The sequence below is a fragment of the Chitinophaga jiangningensis genome, assembly GCF_900142605.1.
In the GTDB taxonomy this organism is placed as follows: Bacteria; Bacteroidota; Bacteroidia; order Chitinophagales; family Chitinophagaceae; genus Chitinophaga; species Chitinophaga jiangningensis.
In genome coordinates this window covers 46,056-64,270 of sequence record NZ_FRBL01000014.1, presented here as the reverse complement: position 1 = coordinate 64,270, position 18,215 = coordinate 46,056, and the positions used below count along the sequence as shown (strand labels likewise).

Annotated in this window: 12 protein-coding genes; 4 read left to right on the top strand and 8 right to left on the bottom strand. The window is 49.6% G+C overall.

What is annotated here, in order from left to right; translation table 11 throughout:
• Positions 1-92 precede the first annotated feature (92 nt).
• The 3 genes from BUB18_RS27890 to ychF all read right to left on the bottom strand — a co-directional run bounded on the left by BUB18_RS27890 (position 93) and on the right by ychF (position 6,609).
• Positions 93-1,730 carry an SWIM zinc finger family protein gene (locus tag BUB18_RS27890; RefSeq protein ID WP_073087510.1) on the bottom strand — a complete coding sequence of 546 codons (1,638 nt, stop codon included), beginning with the start codon at positions 1,728-1,730 and terminating at the stop codon, positions 93-95.
• Between the two features lie 15 nt (positions 1,731-1,745).
• The gene (locus BUB18_RS27885) at positions 1,746-5,051 is read right to left on the bottom strand and encodes a hypothetical protein (protein ID WP_073087508.1); all 3,306 of its coding nucleotides are present in this window, start codon (positions 5,049-5,051) and stop codon (positions 1,746-1,748) included.
• A 454-nt stretch (positions 5,052-5,505) separates the two neighbouring features.
• Entirely contained in the window at positions 5,506-6,609 is a 1,104-nt protein-coding gene (ychF, locus tag BUB18_RS27880; protein ID WP_073087506.1) for a redox-regulated ATPase YchF, read from the bottom strand.
• Between the two features lie 119 nt (positions 6,610-6,728).
• Between ychF and BUB18_RS27875 the strand changes: the two genes are divergently transcribed.
• Positions 6,729-7,970: a nucleoside recognition domain-containing protein gene (locus BUB18_RS27875; RefSeq protein WP_073087504.1), complete on the top strand. Its 1,242-nt coding sequence runs from the start codon at positions 6,729-6,731 to the stop codon at positions 7,968-7,970.
• A gap of 216 nt (positions 7,971-8,186) precedes the next feature.
• Here the strand turns inward: BUB18_RS27875 and BUB18_RS27870 are convergent, their stop codons facing one another.
• The 3 genes from BUB18_RS27870 to BUB18_RS27860 form a co-directional block, all read right to left on the bottom strand.
• Positions 8,187-8,684: a PH domain-containing protein gene (locus tag BUB18_RS27870; RefSeq protein ID WP_073087502.1), complete on the bottom strand. Its 498-nt coding sequence runs from the start codon at positions 8,682-8,684 to the stop codon at positions 8,187-8,189.
• A 73-nt stretch (positions 8,685-8,757) separates the two neighbouring features.
• Positions 8,758-9,060 (bottom strand): thiamine-binding protein, encoded by a 303-nt coding sequence (locus BUB18_RS27865; RefSeq protein ID WP_073087500.1) that lies wholly within the window; start codon positions 9,058-9,060, stop codon positions 8,758-8,760.
• A 168-nt stretch (positions 9,061-9,228) separates the two neighbouring features.
• Positions 9,229-10,755 (bottom strand): bifunctional GNAT family N-acetyltransferase/carbon-nitrogen hydrolase family protein, encoded by a 1,527-nt coding sequence (locus BUB18_RS27860; RefSeq protein WP_073087498.1) that lies wholly within the window; start codon positions 10,753-10,755, stop codon positions 9,229-9,231.
• A 184-nt stretch (positions 10,756-10,939) separates the two neighbouring features.
• On the opposite strand from BUB18_RS27860, the gene BUB18_RS27855 reads away from it, so the two are divergent.
• Positions 10,940-12,139, top strand: coding sequence for a glycosyltransferase (locus BUB18_RS27855; protein WP_073087497.1), 1,200 nt, complete (start codon positions 10,940-10,942; stop codon positions 12,137-12,139).
• Positions 12,140-12,241: 102 nt separating this feature from the next.
• Here BUB18_RS27855 and BUB18_RS27850 read toward each other — a convergent pair whose 3' ends face one another.
• Positions 12,242-14,506 (bottom strand): PKD domain-containing protein, encoded by a 2,265-nt coding sequence (locus BUB18_RS27850; RefSeq protein ID WP_073087495.1) that lies wholly within the window; start codon positions 14,504-14,506, stop codon positions 12,242-12,244.
• A 348-nt stretch (positions 14,507-14,854) separates the two neighbouring features.
• Between BUB18_RS27850 and BUB18_RS27845 the strand changes: the two genes are divergently transcribed.
• Both BUB18_RS27845 and BUB18_RS27840 read left to right on the top strand, forming a co-directional pair.
• Positions 14,855-16,195 (top strand): lipopolysaccharide biosynthesis protein, encoded by a 1,341-nt coding sequence (locus BUB18_RS27845; protein ID WP_083550942.1) that lies wholly within the window; start codon positions 14,855-14,857, stop codon positions 16,193-16,195.
• A gap of 8 nt (positions 16,196-16,203) precedes the next feature.
• Complete coding sequence (locus tag BUB18_RS27840; RefSeq protein ID WP_073087491.1) at positions 16,204-17,055, top strand: beta-1,6-N-acetylglucosaminyltransferase; 852 nt, start codon at positions 16,204-16,206, stop codon at positions 17,053-17,055.
• Here the strand turns inward: BUB18_RS27840 and BUB18_RS27835 are convergent.
• Complete coding sequence (locus tag BUB18_RS27835) at positions 17,052-18,206, bottom strand: glycosyltransferase (RefSeq protein WP_073087489.1); 1,155 nt, start codon at positions 18,204-18,206, stop codon at positions 17,052-17,054. The genes BUB18_RS27840 and BUB18_RS27835 overlap by 4 nt on opposite strands.
• Positions 18,207-18,215: the final 9 nt, after the last annotated feature.

The following is an 18,215-nucleotide window of genomic DNA, read 5'->3' as shown; positions in this document are numbered from 1 at the left end:
AAGTGCAATCAATTCCTCTTTATAAAGATCTTTAGTTCTATTGTGCCGGCAAGTTATATAATAATTTCTGATCTCAAAAATTTTCTCAGTAATTATTTTGCAGCATATGCTTTTCTCAGTGCCAACATGTGTTTGCACGGACCTTTGTACAGTTTGTTCTGATAAAAGAAATCACAGTCGCACTGTGCATTGGTCATTCTTTCATCGGCGTCTATAATCATAACGGGATAGTATACACGCTGTACACTCACTGTTCCTTTCAGTTGGGTGCCTACGCCGGTAATTTGATTTTCCGTGTAGGATACTTTCCCCTGGTTTACCAGTATTTCGGCATCTGCCTCTTCAGGAGTACTGAAGCGTAACAGGTGCATGGGCAGTGGCTCGCGGCTCAGTTCACGCAAACGGTATACACCTCCGTGGAGGTCGTAGATCACTTTACCAGCCTGGGTAAACAGCCCCAGTGCGCCCAGCACCGTGGCACTGCTTAATCCGGTGGCCTTCACCAGGTCGGCCGCTGTACTAAACCATACTGACTTCAGTGCATTGTACACCCTGAACTTATCAGGTTCGGAAACTTCTGCCCGCGGCGCCATGAGATCAAACTGCCCGGCACGCGACCAGTCGTTGGCAGTCCAACCGGATAATCCGAGTGTAAACTGCATATCTCCGAGGTCCGCAATAAAGAAGGAGGGCAAACCGCTGCCGGTTAGGTGCACCGTGAATTTGCGGGCGATAGGGATCAGGCGTTCCAGGATGAGGATACGTCTCCTCCCCCATATGCGGATTTCACGTGCCTGCGGCCCGGTGTATAACGATCTCGCACATACGATTTCACGGTTCCATGGCTCAAATACTGCACGGACAGGCTTTCCCGGTTCCAGGATAAAACGTATAGACCGCGGCCCTTTTATCTCTTTAAATCTCCTGAGCCAGCTGCAGAAATTATATACATCCATCGGATGCAGGTCGAAAGTAGCTGCCGGCAAAGTCATGGCGGAACTTACCTGCAGGAAACCTCTCACCCAGCTATCCGGCAGGTCGATCTTTACTTCATGGTACAGTTCCTCCTGCGAAGTTTGCACCTGAAAGCCTCCCGGGTCCACACGGAAATCAGTTTCCTTATAGTCCCTGATTTTCTGAAACTCATTATATAAAGCGGCTGAATAATCGATATTGGTTGTCCCGCACTCAAACTCATTCACTTCTTTAAACACGTTATAACTGGCGCTCAGCTTACCATAGGTAGATTCATCCTGACTGAAACACTCAAAGAATATTTCATCCGGGTGCACGCTGATTACCGGATCGAGCACAAACCATGCATCTCTGTCTTTCTGATAGAGATAATCGAAATACGCGCGTTTGGCTTTATTGAAAGGCCCCATGGCCTTGTCTTTCTGGTCCCAGATGTTACGAAGGTCAGCGCGGAGACCTTCAATTTTTTGATCAGCCGCCTGGGCATCATAGCCCTGCATGAATTCCGCCAGCCAGATCGACTCCTGCTGTGCTGCCCATTCCTTATACTCCGTTTTATCTTTTGGTTTAAAGCGGAGGTCAGAAACAACTACATCATGGAGGGAAGATATGGCTTCACGGAAAGCGATTTTTTTACTGAGCTTCCCTACGAAAAAAGTGGGTTCACGATGGGTATCAGGCGCAAAGGAGATGCCGGCGCTGCCTGCATCGCTGAACACCTGAGAGTTACCACTATACCTGTAGTTAAATAACATAAATGGATAAACGATTTAATGCAGTCGCACTGCCGGTTCAACAAAAACGATTGGCAGATCCAGCGTAAAGTGCTGACTGATGTTACGCATGATACTGATACATCTGGCTTTATCGCCAATAGCCACGGTGGCGGAGATATCGGTAATAATACCTGCTATGAATGCAGCTGCCTGTTCTGATTTCAGCGCTTCTGTTTCCAGGAAAGTGAATACTCTCTCTTTTGCTACCCTGGCTTTGTTTACGCGGGTAAGTACAGAGCGGAAATAGTGTTCCAGCAGTTTGATATATTCCAGTTGTCCGGCGGCGTAGTTCTGCAGATAGCTGGTAGCAAAGAGCTGCATGGCAGCACTTGGGTGCTGGCTCAGTTTAAGCAGGTATTGCGGGCCGTCTTCATTTTTGAAGAAGCGCATCAGCAGTTCCCGGCCAAAGGCCTGGATATCGGTGCGTACGCTGTCGGCCAGTGCGATGAGGCTTTCCGGGCTCCAGTCGGCCTCTGTAAAGGTATTGCGGAAGTAGTCGATGGCGAAGCGGCGGGTATCATCCCATTTGCTATCCAGCAGCGCTACGGCGGTATCTTTTTCTGCACGTATACGCGCAACGTTGTTGCGGTAAAAATTCCAGCACCACGCTCTCACCTGTTGCAGTTCATGTGCGCCGGTGGCGATGATCTGTTTGAGTGTCAGGGAATCTGACGGGATATACTTATCCAGCAGCAGGATACCAAATTCCTGTGCAGGGCGGTAATTGGCGTAGAGGAGTCGCAGTGCAGATGCAGTATCAATATCATTCAGGTAATCTGCCAGCTGGGTACGCAGCAATGCTGCAATATCCTCGTGGCTGCCTTCTGATTTTTCCGTGCGCATGAGCAGCGGTACCAGTTCATTCACAAGGTATACGGCCAGGCGGTTATCCACGGTGATGAGTCGCGCCACCAGCGTGGCCATTTGGCGGCGGATGCCTTTATGTGGCGACAACAGGCATTCCAGGATCATTTCCGGGCGGCGCAGCATTTCCACATCGCTGATCTTGCGAACGATGGACCAGGCGGCATCGCGGAGCGGGCCATATTCACTGTTGAGGATACCCATCAGCTGTGTGGTGGATATCTGGTCGAAGTTATAGTTATCGTCTGCCTTGAGTAAAAGTAACCGCACGCCGAAGGCTTGCAGGGCCACAATGTTACGCTGCATCAGGTCGTAGATCACCATTACATCCAGCTGTTTGAACACTGGTGCACAGTAGCTTTCCAGGATGCGGCAGGCATCGGTAAGAATCAGGTTTTCCTGTTCTGTTTTAACTTCCAGCTGCATGAGGTGAGCAATGGTGAGTCCTGCCAGTACTTTTGCCTGCTGCGCAGGCATATCGGCCGGTGGGTAGATGCTAACCACGAATTTGCGAACTTCTTCGTATGGGTTGAAGATCAGCGTTTGCAGGATGTCGTTATCCGCGAGTATTCCTGCAGGGTTGGCACTGATCCACTCCATTGCCTGGTCTCTCGCCTCTTTCAACGGGCAGATGAGCAGGATGCGTAGCAGCAGTGAGGACGGCGCCGCGGGGTTATACTTTTCCCGGGCCAGTTCCAGACCAAATAAAGACGGAATATGATGCTTGTTATACAGCAGGGCTGCAATAACGTCTTCGGTTATACGCGATTTGAGTTCTTCAAAGCGGGGGTGCGCTTTCAGTTGCTCCATCGCAAATACGTGCACCTGGTCCATTTTACCGCCGATCAGCAGTTGGATGAATGCTTCCGGCGTATCGTTCCATAATTGCTGGAAAGGTACATCGGAGTGTACTGCTGCAGGTTCGGTGGACGCAGGCTGGTAGGTACCGGGTTGCGGCACTACATGTTTATCGGTATTGAGCCAGCTGAAGAGTTTTTTCAGCAGACTGTTATTTTCTTTTTTGAGCAGGTCCGGGTTGGCCGTAGCACGCGGAGTGCCGCTGGTAGTGGCATTATCATCTACCTTAAACATCCACTCTTCTTTACCCGGCAGGTATTGCAGGTCGGCTGCGTTACCGCGGATGATATAATTGAGGAAGATGGCTTTGGAGTTTTCCGGGAACTGCTTTTCTATGGATGTATAACGGTTGTTGACGTAGGCATAATCGCGCCGCTGGTACGGCTTAGTTCCATCCGTTTCCTGTACATATTGCAACAGCAGTGCTGTGGCGAAGCGTACATATTCCTTATCCCCTGCACCACCGAGGCGTTTTAAGCGGCGCAGTACGCGGCGGTTAAAATAGCGGCGTGTTTTATGGGAGAAAGCAATGCGGCTGCCTGGCTTCTTTATTTCGGAACGCACTTTTACGAAGGTGTTGAGTTCGGCGATAAACGTTTCGGGCCTCCACTCTTCGTATTCTTTTGCGGGCATGGTAAACATGGCGGGCTCCCGCTCTATGCGGTGTGCGAGCGCTGCCACCACTAGGTGGTCGTCCTTCATTTCTGCCTGCTTGTAGATATGGCGCAGGTGCTGGAACCAGGATGGGCGGAAGGCCACCTGGGTGAGCAGGATTAGCAGTGCTTGTCGCAGTGCCGGGTAGGCAGTGGACAGCAGGTAGCATTCTTCCAGCAGCGGGTACTGGGTGGCCTGCTGCACTACGATATATTCATGCAGTAACTGAAAGATGGCGTTGGTATTACCTTCCAGCACCGCTGCGCGGAGGTGTTCCGGCATGGCGTTGAGGTAGGGTTGCAGGAAGGCAGGTTTATCTGCTTCCGGCAGGAGCATGAGCATCCCGTTGGCGGCCAGCATACGGATATTGGGCGGATAGGCGCTGTTTTCCATATAGGCTTTAAGTACGGGGATGGCGGCGGCATCGCCGGTGCGACTGAGCGACCAGATCACGGAGTAGCGGTGCAGTGCATCTTTTTTATCCCCCTGTTTGATGATGAAGGGAGCGGATTCGCCGATGCGCAGCTCCCCTGCGCGCCAGATCACTCTTGACATTTTCCACGCGTGCTTGCCGGCCGGGTGGTTTTGTAACCTTTTGAGGATCGCTTTGTGGCGGGGATTGCTGATACCGTCGATGATGGCGGCCGACGCGTCGTCTGTCAGCTGTTCCTTGCTGGCCGATTCCTGTTCACCGATATAGCCTTTGCTACGCTTTTCCTTTTCGAGTGCATCGAAGATGGAGTTAGCGGAAGCCAATGGTACGGGGCTCGTTGTTTTTGTTCCCTCTTTCAGGTTGGCACCTCTCTTTCCGTAGCGAAAATTGACAAGGTATTGGTCAGGGCCTACTTCGCACAGATCGATCTCATAGGTTTTGTCTGAATTCCCTTCCCGGAAGAAGAGCTTCACATTCCTTACAAATTTCATGAGTTAACGATAATTGAGGGGCTAAACTAAGGAATTAATGTTTGATTTAGAGAGATTTGGGGATTTTTATTTTGATTATATAGGAGGGAAATGATATTTGTTTGGGGGCCTGTTTGCCCTGGCCTTCGGCCAGGGCAAACAGAGGTGGGTCAGGGCTGGCGCCCTGGCCCACCCCTGTTAAAGAGTATGGCTTACTACCCTAACCAACGATTGAAAAACTCGAAAGCAGGCCGCGAAGGCCGCAGGCCCGCCAAGCTTGCGTCAAGGGCGAAGCCCTTGCCAACGATCGAAAGATACAAAAGCGGGCCGCGAAGGCCGCAGGCCCTGCTCCCATTTGGATCAAGGGCGAAGCCCTTGATCCAAATGCCATAAATAGACGAAGGGCAGGAGAAACCCCGCCCCTTCTGTTGTTGTTGTAACCTTCAGGCAAAAAGCCTAAAGCAGTTTATAGTAATTATACGTTGAAGCGGAAGTGCATCACATCCCCATCTGCAACGAGGTACTCTTTACCTTCGATGCGGAAACGGCCAGCTTCGCGGGCAGCAGCTTCAGAACCGTATTTTACGTAGTCATCATAAGAAATCACCTCAGCTTTGATGAACCCTTTTTCGAAGTCAGTATGGATCACGCTGGCAGCCTGTGGTGCCTTCCATCCGCGGTGGATGGTCCATGCGCGTACTTCCTGTACACCGGCAGTGAAATAAGTGATCAGTTCCAGCAGGTTGTAGGCAGAGCGGATCAGGCGGTTCAGGCCTGGCTCGGTAAGGCCGTATTCGCTCAGGAACAGTTCCTTATCGGCAGGATCTTCCATTTCGGAGATCTGTGCCTCAATCGTGTTGTTCATTACGATTACCTGGGCGCCTTCGCTTTTAACGCCTTCAATCAGCGCTTCGGAATATTTGTTACCGGTGAGCAGGGAAGCCTCGTCTACGTTAGCCACGTACAGCACTGGCTTGTCTGTCAGCAGAAACAGGTCGGCAATTGCCACTTTATCCTCTTTGCTCAACTGGAGCTCGCGGATGTTGCGGCCTTGCTCCAGGTGCTCCTGGCACTGTTTCAGGATTTCGTATTCTCTTTTTGCTTTCGGATCACCGCCGGTTTTAGCCATTTTCTCGGTACGCGCGATTTTCTTTTCCACGCTTTCCAGGTCTTTCAGCTGTAACTCGGTATCAATGATTCCTTTATCGCCCATCGGGTTGATGGCACCTTCTTCACGGAGAATGTTATCATCTTCAAAGCAGCGGATCACATGTACGATCGCATCTACCTCGCGGATATTGGCGAGAAACTTGTTTCCAAGTCCTTCCCCTTTGCTGGCGCCTTTTACCAGGCCGGCAATATCCACAAATTCAATAGTCGTAGGTACTACACGATTAGGTTTTACCAGTTCTTCCAGTTTCGTCAGACGGGTGTCCGGCACATCTACCAGACCTACGTTTGGTTCGATAGTACAGAAACGGTAGTTACTGGCCTGCGCTTTGGCGCTGTTGCTTACCGCATTAAACAAAGTTGATTTTCCTACATTCGGTAATCCTACAATTCCTACTTGCAAAGCCATTTTTCAAAATTTGCGCAAAGATAAGGTTTTGTTTCTATCTCTCAAAGCGTTATAACTGATGGCACATTTGGTTAATAGAAACAAAAAACTATCTTCACGAATTAAATAATTGAAAACTCATGGCTTTAAACTACGTCTGGCTGGCATTCTTCCTCATATCCTTTGTGGTTGCCTTGTTCAAGACCTTCATTCTGCAAGACACCGCTGTATTCGGGGCAGTAATGAATTCCATGCTCACCAACGCCAAAGCCGGCGCCGAAATCTCCTTAGGACTGGCTGGTATCATGACTTTCTGGCTGGGCATCATGCGTGTAGGCGAAGCGGGTGGTATGATCCAGCGCTTTTCCAACTTCGTAAACCCCTTCTTTTCCAAACTGTTTCCGGACGTACCTAAGGGCCATCCGGCCATGGGTTCCATGCTGATGAATTTTTCAGCCAGCATGCTGGGGATGGACAATGCGGCCACCCCTATGGGCCTCAAGGCCATGAAGGAATTGCAGGAACTCAATCCCAAACCGGAAGAGGCCAGCAATCCACAAATCATGTTCCTCGTACTGAACACAGCCGGGGTCATCCTAATCCCTACCTCGGTAATCGCCTTGCGGCTGGCTGCCCACGCAGCTAACCCCGCAGATGTGTTCATTCCCATCCTTATCTCCACGTTCATCGCGTTTATTGCCGGTATGATCACGGTGTCCATTTACCAAAAAATCAACCTGTTTAAACTGCCGGTGCTGGTGTTTCTGGCGGGTTTCGCGGCTTTGTTATACGGACTCTTCTATTGGGTAAAGAATATGCCGCCGGACCAAATCGGGCCACGCACCGCGAGCCTCGGCGGGGGAATTATTTTCGCCATCGTGGTAACGTTCCTCGTTTCCGGTATTGTGAAAAAGATCAACGTATATGATGTATTCATCGAAGGCGCAAAAGAAGGCTTCCAGATTTCTGTGCGGATCATCCCATACCTGGTGGGTATCATCGTGGCCATTGGTGCATTCCGCGCCACCGGCTGTATGGATTACCTGGTAAACGGCATCGGTGCATTGTTTGCCGCCATGGGTTTAAATACTGATTTCGTACCTGCGTTACCGGTAGCCTTCATGAAACCTTTGAGTGGCAGCGGTTCCAGGGCGCTGATGGTGGAAATCATGGAGCATAACGGGCCGGATTCATTTGTAGGGCGACTCGCGAGCATCATCCAGGGTACTACTGAAACCACCTTTTATATTCTAGCCGTGTACTTCGGTTCTGTCAATATCAAGAAAACCCGGTATGCACTTACTGCGGGCCTGATTGCGGATTTCTGCGGTATTGTATCGGCTATTTTATTAGGGTACCTGTTCTTCCATTCGGTTAGTTAGGGAGATGTAAAACAAGCTTTGCAAATAGGCAAAATAATAAAACGGTACTTACACTGCCCTACTACCTGCAACAGGCATTTGCTTATTTTTAATGACACTTTCGGTGTCATTGAGTAGATTCCGCGCTGCGCGCGGTGCGCTGGAGCGATAAAGATAAAAAAGCCGGCATGTTACCCGTAAGGGAACATAGCCGGCTTTATCGTATAACGCCGCGCGTTAGTGCACTTCGTTAATAATTTTGTTGACCGCTTTTACAAAAACTGCGGAATCATCGGGGCTGATCACCCACTTGTTACTGGCAGATTCTATCAGCACCAGGTGTTCGTTGTTGGTACACCAGCGTTGATAGTCCCCCATTTCAGCGGAGCGGTAGGCTCCCAGATAACCAAATACACCACCACTGGCAAATACGCGGGCGCTTTCGCCCAGCTCCTCCTCTTCAATGCTGCGCAGGCGTAATACATCTTTCAGCGGAATACGTATGCTCCGGAGGTGACCTTTAATGATAATATCGGCAGCCGTGAGTACATAGTAGCGGGGACTTAACCCCCAGGCTATCAGCAGCGCCGGCAACAGGATCATCAGGGCTATGGTGGTGGGAATAGCATCGTGCCGGTCTACCATCACCTGCCTGCATCCAATCAGAATAACCACCACGATGAGCAGGTGGGTAATAATTTTCGACGAGTCGTCCTGTACTGCAGCAAATCTCATATCCTCTTCTTTTAGATTTATAGTAAGTAAGATAGATATAATAATTCAGATATGATGTATTTTTTGGCAAAGCTTACTGCGCTGCATCATACTTTCCGGTCTTTTCCTCCATCGTCACATCGCTATCCTTGCGTATCTGCATTTTTACATACACGAGCAACTGCGATGCTCCGGCCTTAAAACACACTTCCTGCGCCTGGCGTACTACTTCCATCAGCTCTTCGTAGGTCCCTTCCATCACTGTTTCAAATGGACATACCCTGTACTTTAATCCGGAAGCTTTGATTACCGCAATGGCCTCATCCACTACTGCATATACCTGCTCGGAAGGCACGCTGGGAATGATTTGCAGGGCCAGATTGATCTTTTTACTCATATGCTGTTCGTTTACTTAGTAACTGGTTATAAATGCCCTGCAAAGATTGCTTATTTAGTTGATTTATACGTGCAGAAGTTTTCCGTTTTTAATCGATCGCCTTCGGCGATCGATTAAAAACGGATTTTGGGGCGCCCGCCGCGCACTCCAACATCCGGGTGATACAGATCAACCGTTCTTCTTTTTCTGCACCACCTCATACAAATCTTTTCGTCTATCCTTCATCGTTTGTACACTGCCAAAAGCATGCAGCTCTTTAAGCAGTACCAGGTCCACATCGGCAATCACCACCATCTCGGTGTTGGGTGTTGCATCTGCTTTTATACCCGTCACGGGGAATTGAAAATCGGATGGGGTGAGTACACAACTTTGGGCATACTGCAGGTCCATATTATTCACCTTGGGCAGGTTGCCAATGCAGCCGGAAATAGCCACGTAGCACTCGTTTTCAATCGCCCGGGCCTGCGCGCAAAAACGGACACGGTTATACGCATGCTGGGTATCCGTCATGAAAGGCACGAACAAAATCTGCATGCCCTGCTCCGCCAAAATGCGGGATGTTTCCGGAAACTCTACATCATAGCAAATCTGAATTCCTATCTTCCCACAATCTGTATCAAACACCCTGATCTCATTGCCCCCCTTGATACCCCAGGCATACACTTCACTGGGCGTCGGATGAATTTTGGTGTATTCTTCATGGGTACCGTCGCGGCGACAGAGGTAAGAAATATTATACAACAGGTCGTTACGCAGGATCGGCATACTACCGCATATCACGTTTACATTGTACGACACGGCAAATTGCTGCATGGCCTCCCGGATCTGCTCTGTATACCGCGCAACTCCCCTGATAGCCCCTGCCGGGTCCAGCTGGTTAAATTCCGCCATCAGCGGCGCATTAAAGAGTTCCGGGAATACCACAAAGTCGGACCCGTAATCGCTTACGGCGTCAATAAAATATTCTACCTGCGACAAAAAACCTTCCAGACTGCCGTAATCCCGCATTTCCCATTGCACCAGCCCGATACGGACGGTGGACTTAGTATAGCGGATGTTATCCCGATCCGGTTCATAGTAGATGTTATACCATTTCAGCAGCGTAGCAAAGCCCTTGCTGGCTTCATCGGATGGCAGGTAGTTTCGTAATATCTTGGTGACCTGGAAGTCGTTCGAAAACTGGAACGTAAGTGTAGGATCGTAAATTTCCTTGTCGCGCACCTTGCGGATGTATTCCCTTGGGGTCAGCTTGTCCGCATATTTTTCATAATTTGGAATACGGCCGCCGGCCACAATCCCTTCCAGGTTCAGCTGTTCACAAAGGTTCTTGCGGGCATCGTACAGTCGCCGCGCGAGTCGCCGCCCCCTGTATTCCGGGTCTACAAATACCTCAATACCATACAGGATATCCCCTTTGGGATTGTGCGTACTAAAGTTGTAATAGCCCGTGATCTGCTCGTACGTATGATCGTCGCCGTATTTGTTGTAGTCCACGATGATGGACAGCGCACAACCTACCACCTTATCATTTACCGTGACCGCTATCTGTCCTTCCGGGAAGATGCTGATCAACCGGCGGATTGTGGGCTCGCGCCAGTAGCTGCCGCTCATATCGGCATAGGCTGATACCATGGACGCTTTGAGGTCAAAATAGTCTTCCACGGTGAGATTTCTGATTTCTACGATATCACTCATAATCCGATGATTGTTCTTTATTTAAGTTAACATATTTCCGGCACAAGAGGTTTACTGCCGTTAGCCGCCGGTTTCTGCAAGAAAATTTGCAGGAACCGGCGGAATTTATTTACTTTACATACCTACTGATTTTATCCATCCATCCTCCGATCTACCTGCCTAAGTTTTCATTTAATTGATTTATATGCCTGTTCAAAACCGGGATATAGTTGTCATTGGCCTGCAGCCATGGTACACCCCCATCGGTAGTAACTGCAAAAACATTGCCCTGGAATTTTCCCGGCACAACCGGGTATTGTATATCAATGCGCCGCTGGACCGTAAAACACTGCTCACAGAAAAGCAGGACGCTAATTTGCTGCACCATAAATCCCTGTTGAAAAATACGCAGGACTCACTGGTACGCATCAACGATAACATGTGGAATTATTACCCGCTTTCGGTGATGGAATCGGTCAACTGGCTGCCTTCCACTACCCTGTTCCGGGTGTTTAATCAGGTGAATAACCGTCGCTTTGCAAAGGAGATCCGAAAAGCGATGCAGCAATTAGGGTTTCGTAACATCATACTATTCAACGACAACGATATGTTCAGGGGCTACCACCTTAAGGAGTTGCTGCAACCGGAACTTTACATTTACTACAGCCGGGACTACCTGCTGGCGGTGGACTACTGGAAAAAGCATGGCCAAACCATGGAGCCGCTGCACATCGCGAAGGCGGATATCGGGGTGGCTAACTCCATGTACCTGGCAGAGCGGTTAAAGTCGTATAACCCTAACAGTTATTACATCGGTCAGGGTTGCGAACTATCCCTGTTTGATCCCCGGCAGAGCTATACCCGCCCGGCGGATATACCTCCACCCGGCAAACCGGTGATAGGCTATGTAGGTGCGCTCACCAGTTTAAGGCTGGACATATCGTTAATTACGGAAATGGCTACACGGCGGCCGGATTGGAATTTTGTGCTGGTGGGTCCGGAAGATGCCGATTTCCAGTCATCAGCACTGCACCAGCTGGGCAACGTATACTTCCCGGGCCGCAAGCCCATGGCGGAGCTGCCAGCCTATGTGGCCAGCTTTGATGTATGCATGAATCCGCAGTTGGTAAACGATATGACCATCGGGAATTATCCCTTGAAGGTGGATGAGTACCTGGCCATGGGTAAGCCGGTGCTGGCAACGGCTACCCCTACCATGGAGCTTTTCAGGGACTATGTATACCTGGCTGCTAACGTGGAAGGATATATTGAAATGGCCGAACGCGCACTGGCAGAAGTACCGGAATTGCAGGCCGGCCGCCGCAGGGAGTTTGCGTTGTCGCATACCTGGGAAAACTCAGTAGCAGGGATATACGACGCTATTGCAAAACATGAACAACACTGAAAGTCAAAGGCCGCCCACAAAGGGCAGCCTTTACTTTTTTGATTAGCGGGCGCTTGCCGATGCATATGCCGCCAGCTAATGACAATACTAAAACCTCAGAACTTAAAACTTAAGGATGCGGCCTGCCCATTTAAACTTATCCTCTCCGCGTACATCAATAATGTGTACACCGTTAGGCAGGTTACCGAGATCCAGTTCGATATAACTCACCCCGTTTAGCGGGTAGTTGTATTTGAATTCTGTTTGTCCGCGCAGGTCGAAAATGGTAACCCTGGCGGTACGTACGTGTGCACTTCTTATTTCCAGCCGCACTTTACCCCTGGTCGGATTCGGGTAATAGCTGATGGTGGTGGAGTCCCCGGGGTTATCATTGGCATCTACTACCACCACTTTCACGCTGGCGGTGGCACTGAGGCCATCATTATCCGTTACTACCAGTTTGAATCCGTACACACCTTCCGGCATATCGGTGGCCGTGGCCGTGGAAGTGCCGCTGCCTGCCAGGTGCACGCCGGGGCCGCTGATCTGCGTCCACGCCCAGGTAACAATGTTGCCATCCGGATCATGGCTGGTACTGCCGTTGAGCGTAACGCTGTTTGCCGGCAGTATGATGGTTTCAGGTGCGGTGGCTATTGCTACCGGTGGCTTTTTATCTACCGGTGCTTCCTGCACGGTTACCTGTACATCATCCGTGGCGGTGAGCCCTCCGTTATCTTTTACGGTTAACCGGAACGTATATACGCCTTTGATAAGTCCACCCGCGGTGGCCTGGGCGGTTGTCAGGCCGGTAATGGTGGCTGCGTTAGGGCCGGCGGTTTGTGACCAGTTATACGATGCAATGCTGCCATCCGCATCTCTGGAGCCGGAACCATCCAGCTGTACACTGTTTACAGGCAGGGTGATAATCACATCAGCACCTGCGCTGGCCTGCGGTGGTTTGTTGACTACCGCTTCTTCTACCGTTACCTGTACTTCATCGAAGGAGGATAGTCCACCATTGTCGGTAGCAGTGAGGCGGAAAACGTACACACCTTTCACCAGTCCGCTCACCGTTGTTTTAGCGGCGGCCGGTGTGGTTATAGTGGCCGTATTGGGCCCGGATGTTTGTGTCCATTTATAGGTAGCGATGGTACCATCCGCATCTTTGGTGGCGGAGCCGTCCAGCTGTGCGGAGGCTGGGAGTACTACTTTAATATCTGCGCCTGCGTTGGTAGTAGGAGCTGTGTTGGCTACATCCTGCACTGTTACCACCACATCATCGAAGGCGCTGGCGCCTTTATCGTCAATGGCAGTGAGGCGGAAGGTGTACGTGCCTTTTATCAGGCCGCTGACGGCGGTTTTAGCCGCAGCCGGCGTGGCGATGGTGGCGGTGTTAGGCCCGGCGGTTTGTGTCCATTTGTAAGTGGCCACTGTACCGTCAGGATCTTTGGTGGCGGAACCGTCCAGCTGTGCGTTGTTTGGCAGCACCAGGGTGAAGTCGGTACCTGCGTTAACCGTTGGTGGTTTGTTGGTTACTACGCCGCCGCGTTTGGCTTTGCTGAATTGCAGCATCCATTCATACACGTTCTTGCCTTCCTCCCGGTAATTGGGATCATAAGCCTTTGACCAGGCATCGTGACCGCTGGCGTTAAATATGGTGAGTCGCGCCAATGGATTGGGAGCCGGCACATAAGCGTTGATTAATGCTACCCAGTTTTTGGAGGAAGCTGAAGGTACCGTAGGGTCGTTTTCGTTATGAAGCGCCCATACGGGTAAGTTATTGGATGAAATAATGATCGACTGAATTGGTAACGGTGAACGTAAAGGACCGGGGTCATAGGCGCCACAAATGGGCACAATTGCGGCCGCGCGGTTACAGGAATATACCTGTGAACTCACATACCCCCAAATCACGCCACCGCCCCTGCTGAGGCCTGTGAGGTATACCCGGTTGGTATCCACGTTATAGTTACGGTAAGCGTATTCGATGAGGGAGTCGATGTTGGGAAGGTTAGGAATCCCTCTGAACTGCGGACATAACACAATAAAGGACTCCGTAGAATCCCCTACCTTAAAAGTCGCCGGAAACGCACCCTGGTTAATTAACTTAGGCGGACCATTCACAATCACCCGGTTAATTTCCGTGGTGCCATTCCCTTCTTCTCCCAAACCATGAAAGAATAGTAATAAAGGAAATTTCTTCCCTGTAGGTGAATATCCCTGCGGCAGCGACTCGAGGAGTCCGGCGGGATTATAAAGACCAGTGACGCGTGCAGTTAGTTTCCCTTGCTGTGCAAATAAGTCCGGGGCCATCAGCAACATTAACAGACATAGTCCTGCATTCATCACTCTCTTCAATCTCTTATTGAAATCCGTGAGGTTATTCATAGTAAAGATTGGTAAAGTTTTTCCCTGATATGTTTACATTTTAGGTGTACGAGGTTAATAAGTACAGGTACAAAGTAAATACATTTCATCATACAAATAGTAATTTTTTTGCATATATATGCCCAAAAATCATAAAGCATAATTTTTTAATATATGCAACTCTCACAAATCCAACATATTAATTTAATATTTTATTAAAAATTAAAATCATCTAATTTTAAAAAAATTTGTACCTTGCCGTCAACTCCAACTATATCCTGTTTATAAAAGCCAGAACAACATTGATAATCCCGGACTTGAAAAGCAGCATCACACTGCGTTACAGGTTCTTCATTTATAGTTAATTGTATGGGTTTCAGGCTAATGAGTGTAATCAGGAATCATCACTTTCAATCGTTAATGGGGAATGTTATTTCAGCATTTTTCAATATTCTTTCGTTTGCCCTGCTGGTAAGAACCTTACCGGAAGCAACTTTTGGGGAATGGGTATTTTTCCAGGTGACTTATAATATGCTGGACCAGATCCGCACCGGCCTGCTGCAATCAGGACTGATCAAATACTATGCAGGCACCAATGCCTTCACTGCCCGCAAAGTATGTGGCAGCGCGTGGTACCTGGCTATTGCCATCACGTTGGCATTCCTGCTGATCAACCTGCTCGTACTTGGTATAGGCTGGGGTTACCTCGGGCCCAGCTGGCAATATTTCCTGCAATATCTTGGGATCATTTTATTGCTATCGCTCCCCTTTAACTTCGCCACCTGGCTGCTGCAGGCCAAACATCAGTTTGATAAGATTGTGCAAATCCGCATCCTGCAAAATGCCACCTTCTTACTACTGCTTACCATCATGCATTTTACCGGTAAATCCGGTTTGCTGATGGTTACTTACGCCTATGCCACCGCTATGCTGGTAACAAGTATTTACTGCATTGTACACAGGTGGACGGGCATCCGCAGTCTTTATTTCAAAAGCATCGCAGAAGTAAAATCATTGTTCGTATATGGGCGACTGATAGTAGGCAGTATGATAGCGTCTACCTTTATCCCCTATTCCGACAACTTCTTTATCCGCACCATGATTAACCCCGCGGCTGTAGCTATTTACAGTATCCCGCAGAAGTTCATGGAGGTGATTGAAATCATCCTGAGAAGTTTTGCCGCCACGGCACAGCCTACGCTGTCCGGCGCTGCTAACCGTAATGATCCCGCCGCCATCGCACGCACGTTCTGCAAATACACCGGCGCCATCACCTTCCTGATTCTGCCTTTTATACTGGGGCTCATCCTGTTTATACATCCACTCATCATCATCCTGGCCGGCAAAGAATACCTGGTGGCATTACCGATTGTAGTGATCTTTTTGTGCTCGGCAATCCTCTACCCGATGGACCGGTTTGTGGGCGTAACGCTGGACATGATGAACAAACCACATCTCAACTTTTATAAAAACCTGATCAAGTTAGGCATCAATGTAATTGGGGATGTGTTGTTTATCTGGCTATTTATGGACCTGCGTGCGGTGGCCGCCGCCTCCTTTCTGAACCTGGTGGTGGGCATATTGTTTGGCTACGGGTGCCTGAAAAAACAACTGGATATAACGGTGATGGATGTATTAAAGCAAGGCTGGACAGAATGTATGCTCATACTCGAAAAAATTCCCGCGAAACTACAACTGGTTAAAAAATAGAATACCTCATGCGCTTAGCTTTCCTCATCCTGGCTCATAAGAACCCGGAGCAACTGCACCAACTATTGTCCCGGTTATCGCATCCACTGGTAGACTGCTACGTTCACCTTGATGCGAAAGCCGACATACAGGACTACTGGCCCTGCACTCAGCTGAGTCAGGTCTATTTCATCCCCTCCCGCGTAAGAGTAAACTGGGCGGGCTTCAGCATGGTACGTGCCACCTTAAACCTGCTGGAAGTAACATTGAATAGTCGCCGCAGATATGTAAACATTTCCCTGCTTTCCGGCCTCGACTATCCCCTGCGCCCCATCCAGGAGATTTTCGACTTCTTCACCGTGCACCACGGTAAAGAATTCATGGACATCATGCCGGAGCAGGAAGTACAGGCCACCATCAGTAAACTGGATCAGTATCATTTTGAAGATTTCCACTTCAAAGGAAAGTATTTTATGACACGATGGGTAAACCGGTTGATGCCGGTACGCAAGCTGCCCGTGGGTTTCAGGCACTGGGGAGGTAGTCAGTGGTGGAGTTTAAGTGAGGAGTGCGCGCGCTATTGCCTGCATTTCATCAACACACATCCGGCGCTGCTTACCTATTACAAATATACCTGGGGAGCAGATGAATTTATTTTTCATACCATTGTGATGAACTCGCCGGAATGGCGTAAAAAAGTAACGTATGACAACCTCCGGTATATCGACTGGTCAGAGAAAAAGCCAAGCCCCAAAACCTTTACCGTAGCAGACCTTCCAAACCTGTTAGCATCGGGGAAGTTATTTGCAAGGAAGTTTGATATCACCTCCACACCTGAAATACTCCTGCAGGCGGACGCATTGATGCAGCAAACAGTTTAGGCGTTCGCTGGTTTGGTTATTTCATGTTGCACAAACATTTTGTTGTACACCTCTTCCACCTTGCGCGTCATGGTGGTGATGTTATGATCTGCCCTTGCCCGCTCAAGCGCGGCGGCGGCAAAGCGCTGGCGCAAACTTTCATCTGCGGCCATCCGGCAGATGGCAGTACATAAGGCTGCCGTATTTCTCGCAGGTACGAGTATCCCGCTTACTTCATGATCAAAAGCTTCTTTGGTACCATCCACATCACTCGCTATAACAGGCTTTCCTACGGCCATTGCCTCCAGTAGGCCAATCGGATAGCCTTCCCATAATGAGGGCAAACAGTAAATATCGATGGCCTGCAGCACACCCGGCACATCGCTTCTGAAACCATCGAGTACTACGGCACCGCCTATACCCAGTTCTCTGATCAGCTGTACAGCAGCAGCTTTCAGCGGCCCCTCTCCTATCATTAATAGTTTTAACTGCGGATGTAACTGATGCGCAGCAGCAAATGCGCGGATCATGCCCAACGGATCTTTTTGAATCGTCATGCGCACAATAAATCCTACCACCAGGTCTTGTTCGGTAAACCCATACTGTGTCCGTAATCCATTGTCGCTTACGCCAGGATGGAATCGTTGCAGGTCCACGCCGTTTCTGATCACGACAGATTTAAATCTCCCAAAAGCTTTTAAACCTGATTGCCGGTTTGCAGCGGACACCGTAATATTCAAAGCTGTTCTCCTGGTGATCCACTTTTCAATCAGCACCCTGACTTTAAGAACCGGATAAGAGAGGCCGTGGTGAAACGACCATCCGTGTACGGTGTAGATCACGGGAACGCCTAGTGGACGTGCCGCGGGAATCATATTCGTATTGGCACGGGTACCATGCACATGCACCATGTCAATTGCTTCTTTCTCCATCAGTTTTCTGATCGACTTCCAGATGCTGAAATCAAATGGTTTGGTGGATGGGATTACATGCACGGGAATTCCCATTTGCCGGAGTGTATCCACCATGGGGCCATCCGTAAAAGATAATACCACGGGGGCAAAGCGGGATTTATCCAGATGGGCTACCAGGTCGAGTATATGGCGTTCGCCGCCCCCAACCTTGCCCTGATGAATTGTTTCCAGGACTTTTATTCTTCTGTTAGCGCTCATAGCAGTATA